6 protein-coding genes, 1 pseudogene and 1 riboswitch are annotated in these 6,704 nt (G+C 48.0%); all 7 genes and pseudogenes read left to right on the top strand.

Annotation, left to right across the window (positions count from 1 at the left end):
- Positions 1-67 precede the first annotated feature (67 nt).
- Positions 68-1,870 carry a DUF2207 domain-containing protein gene (locus B3K91_RS05950; protein WP_292594280.1) on the top strand — a complete coding sequence of 601 codons (1,803 nt, stop codon included), beginning with the start codon at positions 68-70 and terminating at the stop codon, positions 1,868-1,870.
- Between the two features lie 148 nt (positions 1,871-2,018).
- Positions 2,019-2,185: riboswitch (Lysine riboswitch) on the top strand.
- Positions 2,186-2,264: 79 nt separating this feature from the next.
- On the top strand, positions 2,265-3,230 hold the full coding sequence (locus B3K91_RS05945; RefSeq protein WP_292593408.1) for an aspartate-semialdehyde dehydrogenase: 966 nt from the start codon (positions 2,265-2,267) through the stop codon (positions 3,228-3,230).
- A gap of 1 nt (position 3,231) precedes the next feature.
- The gene (dapF, locus tag B3K91_RS05940; RefSeq protein ID WP_292593407.1) at positions 3,232-3,945 is read left to right on the top strand and encodes a diaminopimelate epimerase; all 714 of its coding nucleotides are present in this window, start codon (positions 3,232-3,234) and stop codon (positions 3,943-3,945) included.
- Positions 3,915-4,796 (top strand): 4-hydroxy-tetrahydrodipicolinate synthase, encoded by an 882-nt coding sequence (dapA, locus tag B3K91_RS05935; protein ID WP_292589616.1) that lies wholly within the window; start codon positions 3,915-3,917, stop codon positions 4,794-4,796. Before dapF ends, dapA begins: the two co-directional genes overlap by 31 nt.
- Complete coding sequence (locus tag B3K91_RS05930; protein WP_214061391.1) at positions 4,793-5,443, top strand: 4-hydroxy-tetrahydrodipicolinate reductase; 651 nt, start codon at positions 4,793-4,795, stop codon at positions 5,441-5,443. Before dapA ends, B3K91_RS05930 begins: the two co-directional genes overlap by 4 nt.
- Entirely contained in the window at positions 5,425-6,132 is a 708-nt protein-coding gene (gene dapD / locus B3K91_RS05925) for a 2,3,4,5-tetrahydropyridine-2,6-dicarboxylate N-acetyltransferase (RefSeq protein ID WP_292589614.1), read from the top strand. The genes B3K91_RS05930 and dapD overlap by 19 nt, the downstream gene beginning before the upstream one ends.
- Positions 6,133-6,704 (top strand): annotated as a pseudogene (locus B3K91_RS05920) (aspartate kinase); the annotation flags it as partial.

Genomic DNA, 6,704 nt, shown 5'->3' with positions numbered 1-6,704 from the left:
AGACTGGCTCATTCCATTTTTTCTAGGTACGATAGTGTAAAATGCAATAAGGGGGAGGTGGCAGTAAGTGAAGAAGATAGTCGTCAGAGTCATTGCTGGAATTGTTCTGGGACTGATTACCTGGGGAGTAGCAGTGTTCATCTTCAGCGATGGAATTGGAGAGTCTTTCTCAGCAATAACGTCGGTAGAGAAAGTAAATGTCTTGATGGAGATTGATCAGAACGGCCTGCTTACGGTAACGGAGACCATAGACTACGTGTTCAACAAAGCTTATAGAGGAGTGTATAGGGAGCTTCCTGCAGACAGAGCCGGAAGTCTGTATAGCTCAATCGAGGTAACAGCTGTTGGCAAAGAGATCAAGTATATTGAGCCTATGGGCAGCGAGTCGTCACGATCAGTTAGGGTATGGTTCGTTCCTTACAATTCTTCGAGCGTTACCCCAGTCAAGGGAGAAGAGAGAGTAAGCGTCACTTACAAATACACTATTCGAAGAGCCGTGGAGATAGGCACTGACATTGCCCAGATTTTCAGAAAGGTATGGGGTGAAGATACAGCAAGCTGGGTAGGAGAGATTACCGCGAAGATTGTGTTTCCTCAGAATCTAGATATTCTTGACTTCTTCACGCATCCGCCTGTCGAAGTCAATCGTAGTGGAAATACTTTCGAGCTGAAAGCAACGAATATACCACCAATGACGTATGTCGAGTTTAGGGCAGTCATTTCAAAGGAACAAGCAAACGCAATGAATATGAGGAATATAGCTCTTGGTGGAGCATTTGATAGGAAATTCATCGATGAAGCAGAAAGGGAAGTTAGTCTAGTTGTCCTCTTTGGAAAGTGGATAATCCCGATTGCAATCGGCTTGCTCACTCCGTTCGTCCTTATTAGGACTCATAGAAAGCATGGGAAGGAAATAGATATCGGCTACTTCGCCGAGTATGAGAGAGAGCTTCCGACGGGCGATGCTCCAGACGTAATCAACGCTGCCGTCAAGAACTTAGCCGGGTTTGTCGACGACGACGGAATTGGCTCTACAATTATGGAGCTGTACAGAAAGGAATACATCGATTTTCAGAAGGGAGACAAGGTAGAGGGAATTGTAATAAAGAGTCGAGACGACACAAAACTAAGACCGACCGAAGCGGCCTTCCTGAAATTCATTGATAAATACGACAAGGGTGATGTTTTTAACTTCAACGATGTTAAAAAAGAAGTGACGAAGAAGCAGTCCAAGGCGCGTGTTTTCACAAGCGAATTCTCGAAATACAAGAGCAAGGTCAACGATACGGTACGTAAAATGCATCTTATAGATTTGAAGGGCAAGTCAATAGTAAACGGATACTCATTTCTGATGCTCGTTGTATGTGTGCTCCTTCTTGTTTTCTATTCAAAACCTGACCTTGCCCCCATGCGTCTCTTTTCGCTCGCATTCTACGGAGTGATCTGGACGGTTAGCTGGGTCATCATATTCCTGCCGAAAGACGTTTTCGGAAGATGGACAAAAGAGGGAAGGCTCTTCTATCTCAGATGGCTTGGTCTGAAGAAGTATTTAGAAGACTACTCCCTCCTGAATGAGAAACCACCCGAGTCAATAATCCTCTGGGAGGAGTATCTGGTGTACGCAACCGCACTCGGCATAGCGGATACCGTAAGGAAGAATCTGAACAAGATCGTGCCTGAGGATGTCTGGAGAGAACAGAGCAGACATCCATACATGTACTATCCCGTTACAGCATATGCCGTGAGCTCTTTCACAGGAGTAACAAGGGCCGCCTCTTCTGCTTCAAGCAGTGGTTCCGGCGGAGGCGGTGGATTCAGCGGCGGTGGCTCTGGCGGTGGAGGCGGTGGAGGCGGAACCGGAGGCTTCTAGCAGCCCGAATATCGTCAGCGCTCCTCGGCTACAGTCAGCTGGTGCCGGATGAGGTTCAGTAGCGAAGTTCAATTGAGATGATCAGTTAACCTTATGTTTTCAAAGGGCGAGTTGGTGTCGAGAACACCGTGATATAATCAATCGGAAGTTACCCAACGGAGGAGCACCCAAGATCAGTAGACGTTCATCAGGGGATTGGAACGGATCGAAAGGCGAGGGTGCCGAAGAAGGCGGAAGCCCCAGCGACCGACTTCTGGGCATACAGGAAAGACCTGTATGACTGTCACGAAGATTGCGTGGAGAGCCGGTGGGTTTGGAATAAGACATTATTTCAAACCATTGAAGTGTTCCCGTTTTCTTCGGGAGCACTTTTTCTTTTTCAGGGGGTGGTTAAGTGCGACTCGCTATAGTAGGCGCTACCGGGGAAGTGGGCCGAATGATGTTGAAGAAACTTGAGGAGGAGGGATTGGCTTCGGCAATGATCGACCTCTTCGCTTCCAGACGCAGCGCCGGAAAGAATCTAGATTTTGCAGGTGCGAGACTTGAGGTCAAAGAGCTTCGCGAAGATTCATTTGACAAAGGATATGATTACGCTCTGTTTTCGGCTGGGGCATCCGTTTCGAAAAGCTTCGCTCCCATTGCCTCAAGAAAGGGAACAGTCGTAATAGACAATTCTTCGGCCTTCAGGGCAAATCAAGAGATTCCGCTTGTTGTACCCGAGATCAATGGGCATCTTATCGAAGGTTACAGGGGAATCATCGCCAATCCAAACTGCTCAACCATTCAGATGGTTATTTCGCTAAGCGGGGTTTATAAGAACTACGGAATTAGGACTATTGTTGTATCCACATATCAGGCGGTTTCGGGGGCGGGGAATAAGGGAATCGCAGAGTTGGAGGATCAGGAACGAGGAGACGTCACTCCTTCTGTGTTTGTGAGACAGATACACAGAAATGTTGTGCCGGTGATCGGCGATCTGCTCGATTCCCGGTTTTCTTCAGAAGAGATGAAGATGGTTAATGAAACGAGAAAGATCTTCGGAGACGATTCGATTTCCGTTTGGCCTACAACGGTGAGGGTACCAGTTATTCATGGCCATTCTGAATCAGTTTTCTGCGAGACTGTCAGATCATTTTCACTTACAGAACTCCGCGAGACTATCGAGTGTTCTGATCATGTAGTTTACTCCGAGGAGCATATCACTCCACTCGAAATAGCGGGCTCCGATCTCGTCCATGTTTCGAGACTCAGAAGCTTCGACAGCAATCGTTTCCTACTCTGGAACGTGGCGGACAACATCCGGGTAGGAGCCGCTACGAATGCCATTAGGATTCTGAAAACCCACATAGGAGGCGCTTGACATGAAAGGGGCATATTACTCGGCAACAGGAAACAACTTTCTCGTAGTCGATTCGAGAAACATAAGTTTAAGTGAAGAGGAAAAGCGTCTGCTCGTTCTCAAGTATGTTGGTGAGAGCGATGGTGCGATCTTCGTGGAAAGCGGCTTCATGGATTACTTCAACCGTGACGGTCTTAGAGCCGCCTTTTGTGGAAATGGAGCAAGAACCTATGTTCATTTCATTCACGAGAAAGAAAACTCTGGGTCAGTTGAATTCTCGTCACATGCAGGGGTCATTTCAGGGCTGGTGGAAAACGTGGTCTCAGTGAAGATGCCCCCACCCCGCTTTCTTGGTTCCTTTGAAGAGGAGAAGTATCGCGGGGAGATATTAGTTGTGGGCGTTCCTCATCTCGTAATGGAAGGCAGCACAGAAGCCATTGATTGGGGTGCTCTTCTTCCACTCAGACATCTGTATGATGCAAATGTCAACATATATAGCGTTATCGAGGCCGGAAATCTAAGAGTTCGCACTTTTGAACGAGGTGTCGAAAGAGAGACGGGTGCCTGCGGAAGCGGGGCTACTTCAGTTGCGTGGGTATACTCGAGAAAGACAGGCCATAACAAGGTCGCTTTGCAGGCCAACGGAGGACTTCTCACTGTAACCTTCAGAGACGGTGCCGCATATCTGGGAGGAGGTGTAGAGAAATGTTCAGAGGAACTGGAACTGCAGTTATAACGCCCTTTAAGAACGGTAACGTAGATTACGAGGCCTTCAGAAGATTTCTTCAATTCCAAATGGAAAACGAGGTAGATGCGCTTGTAGTACTTGGCACAACTGGTGAATCTCCGACGATAGGTGATTCCGAACGCTCTCAGCTGATAAAGATAGCGGTGCAGGAAGCGAATGGGCTTATACCTGTTATCGTAGGAACCGGAACGAATTCGACTAAGAAGAGTATCGAAATGTCGATGAAGGCGTTCGACGATGGTGCCGATGGTGTGCTCGTTGTTGTTCCCTACTACAACAAGCCCACTCAGGAAGGTCTTTACAGGCATTACGGAGAGATCGCCACGCGCGTGCAGGGGCCGATAATCATCTACAACGTTCCCGGAAGAACCGGAGCCAACATGCTTCCAGATACTATCTTGAGGTGCCTCGAGTTCGCTAATATAGTTGGAGTAAAGGAAGCAAGCGGAGATCAGTATCAGGTGGATTATCTTATCTCAAGTCTCAAGGAAAGGGAGTCCACGTTCAAAGTTTTGTCGGGAAATGACGATCAGGCCTTTCACCTCTGTTGCAGCGGTGGAGACGGTGTAATATCGGTAATCTCCAACATCGCGCCCTGGAAGACTTCAACGATGATTCGTTCCATTCTGCTTGAAGACCTAAAGACTGCCAGAGACTTACATCTCGAGCTACTTCCGATCATGAAGGCATTGTTTGTGGAGTCGAACCCCATACCCGTCAAATACGCGCTAAGCCTAATGGGTTATTGCGCAAACGAACTTCGCCTTCCTCTCACTGAGTTGTCCGACACGAATCGAAAGGTTGTGGAACGTGCCATGAAAGAGAGTGGTGTGCTGTGAGATATGGACTAATCGGCTCTTCTGGAAGAATGGGAAAGGAGATCATTGAAACTTTCAAAGGACATGACCTCGTTCTTGAGGTTAGTGACACTGGTATATTCAGGCACGGGGAACCCGAAATCATAATAGATTTTTCGAATCGCGAAGCTTTGAAGACCGCAATTGAGATGGCTTATCAATTCGGTGCCGGAATCGTTACAGGAACGACTGCTCTAAACCAGTCAGACATTGCCGATCTTAGAAGGCTCGCAGAAAAGGTCCCGGTAGTTCAGAGTTTCAATTTCTCCACCGGTATAAACCTACTGAGAATGATCTTGAAAGAGTATTCATCTCTGCTGGAGGAATTCGAAGCAGAGATAATTGAAGTCCATCACAGCGCGAAGAAAGACGCTCCTTCCGGCACCGCTATCATGCTTAAGGAATCCGTAGGGAGGGATCTGCCTATCCATTCTGTACGGACGGGAGGCATCCCCGGAGACCACAGAGTGTTTTTTGCCAACGAGGGAGAGGTTATAGAGATAAGCCACAGGGTCATCTCTCGCAAAGTCTTCGCGATAGGTGCACTGAAGGCCGCAATGTTCTGCGCTGAGAGGGAAAACGGTTTCTACTCCTATGAGGAGGTTGTCAGATGGATGCAGAAACGATAATAAAAATGATAAGAGACTCCAAGAAGAAGACGCCTTCCGTTTGCTATCTTTGCGGTGATCTCGAAGGTTTCAGATCTGGAAACACCTCGTTCATTGGAGGAAGGGATTTTGGCATAATCTTTGGCGACCTGAAAGAGATAAGAGAAATACTTGAAACGAACTCCGAAAAGATAACCTCTCACTATCTCGAGGTGAGGGCAAGAAACTCCGCTCTTCCACTGGCTGAACTCGAAAATTATCGTGCAAGGATAGAACCAGGTGCAATAATCCGAGAAACGGTCGAGATCGGAGACAACGCAGTGATAATGATGGGAGCCGTAATTAACATTGGAGCTGTCATCGGCCGTGAAACAATGATAGACATGAACGTAGTTGTCGGAGGTCGTGCGATAATCGGTGCCAACTGTCATATAGGAGCCGGTGCCGTAATTGCCGGAGTTGTCGAGCCACCAAGCGCTACGCCTGTAATCATAGAAGATAACGTACTGGTCGGAGCAAATGCGGTCGTTCTCGAAGGCATAAGGATAGGAGAGCACTCGGTGATTGCAGCGGGAGCGGTTGTGACGAAAGATGTACCCCCGCGTTCGGTTGCGGCCGGGATGCCGGCGCGGGTGATAAAGCAGTTCGACGAGAAAACTGCGAGTAAAACGAGCCTCGTCAAAGAGCTGCGCGAGATTCGGGAGAGCTAGATGATTGTCCAGAAGTATGGAGGCTCTTCTGTCGCCAATGCAGAGAGAATAATGAACGTTGCAACAAGAATAAAGAAACGAGTAGATGACGGCGAAAAGATGATCGTTGTTGTTTCGGCTATGGGAAAGACAACCAATGATCTGATTTCCATAGCCGAAAGCCTGACTCCTGTCCCTGATGAGAGGGAGCTTGCAATGCTTCTTGCGACAGGAGAACAGGTTTCGGCGGCGCTTCTTTCTATAGCTCTTCTTAGTATGGGTGTCCGTTCGATCTCGCACAACGCAATGCAGCTTGATATAAGCACCGTTGGAGATTTCAGCAACGCAAGAATCGCAGATCTTAACCTCGAAAAGATGTATGCAGAACTTGAGAACTATGATGTGATAGTCGTTACAGGTTTTCAAGGTGTCGATCGCGATGGGAATCTTACTACCCTCGGGCGGGGAGGATCGGATACTTCTGCTGTCGCGATTGCTGCAAAGGCTGGGGTCTCATGTGAGATATTCAGCGATGTCGCCGGAGTCTACACCTGCGATCCCAAGGTTCACAAAGATGCGAGAAAGCTCCAATT

The sequence above is a fragment of the Mesotoga sp. UBA5847 genome (assembly GCF_002432735.1).
In the GTDB taxonomy this organism is placed as follows: domain Bacteria; phylum Thermotogota; class Thermotogae; order Petrotogales; family Kosmotogaceae; genus Mesotoga.
The sequence above is the reverse complement of the archived record's forward strand: the minus strand, read 5'-3'. Positions and strand labels throughout refer to the sequence as shown.

What these genes read in the sequence shown, in the direction of transcription:
- dapF (WP_292593407.1), top strand. Translation starts at nt 3,232, where the DNA reads ATGAAAGGGGCATATTACTCGGCAACAGGAAACAACTTTCTCGTAGTC.
- dapA (WP_292589616.1), top strand. Translation starts at nt 3,915, where the DNA reads ATGTTCAGAGGAACTGGAACTGCAGTTATAACGCCCTTTAAGAACGGT.
- dapD (WP_292589614.1), top strand. Translation starts at nt 5,425, where the DNA reads ATGGATGCAGAAACGATAATAAAAATGATAAGAGACTCCAAGAAGAAG.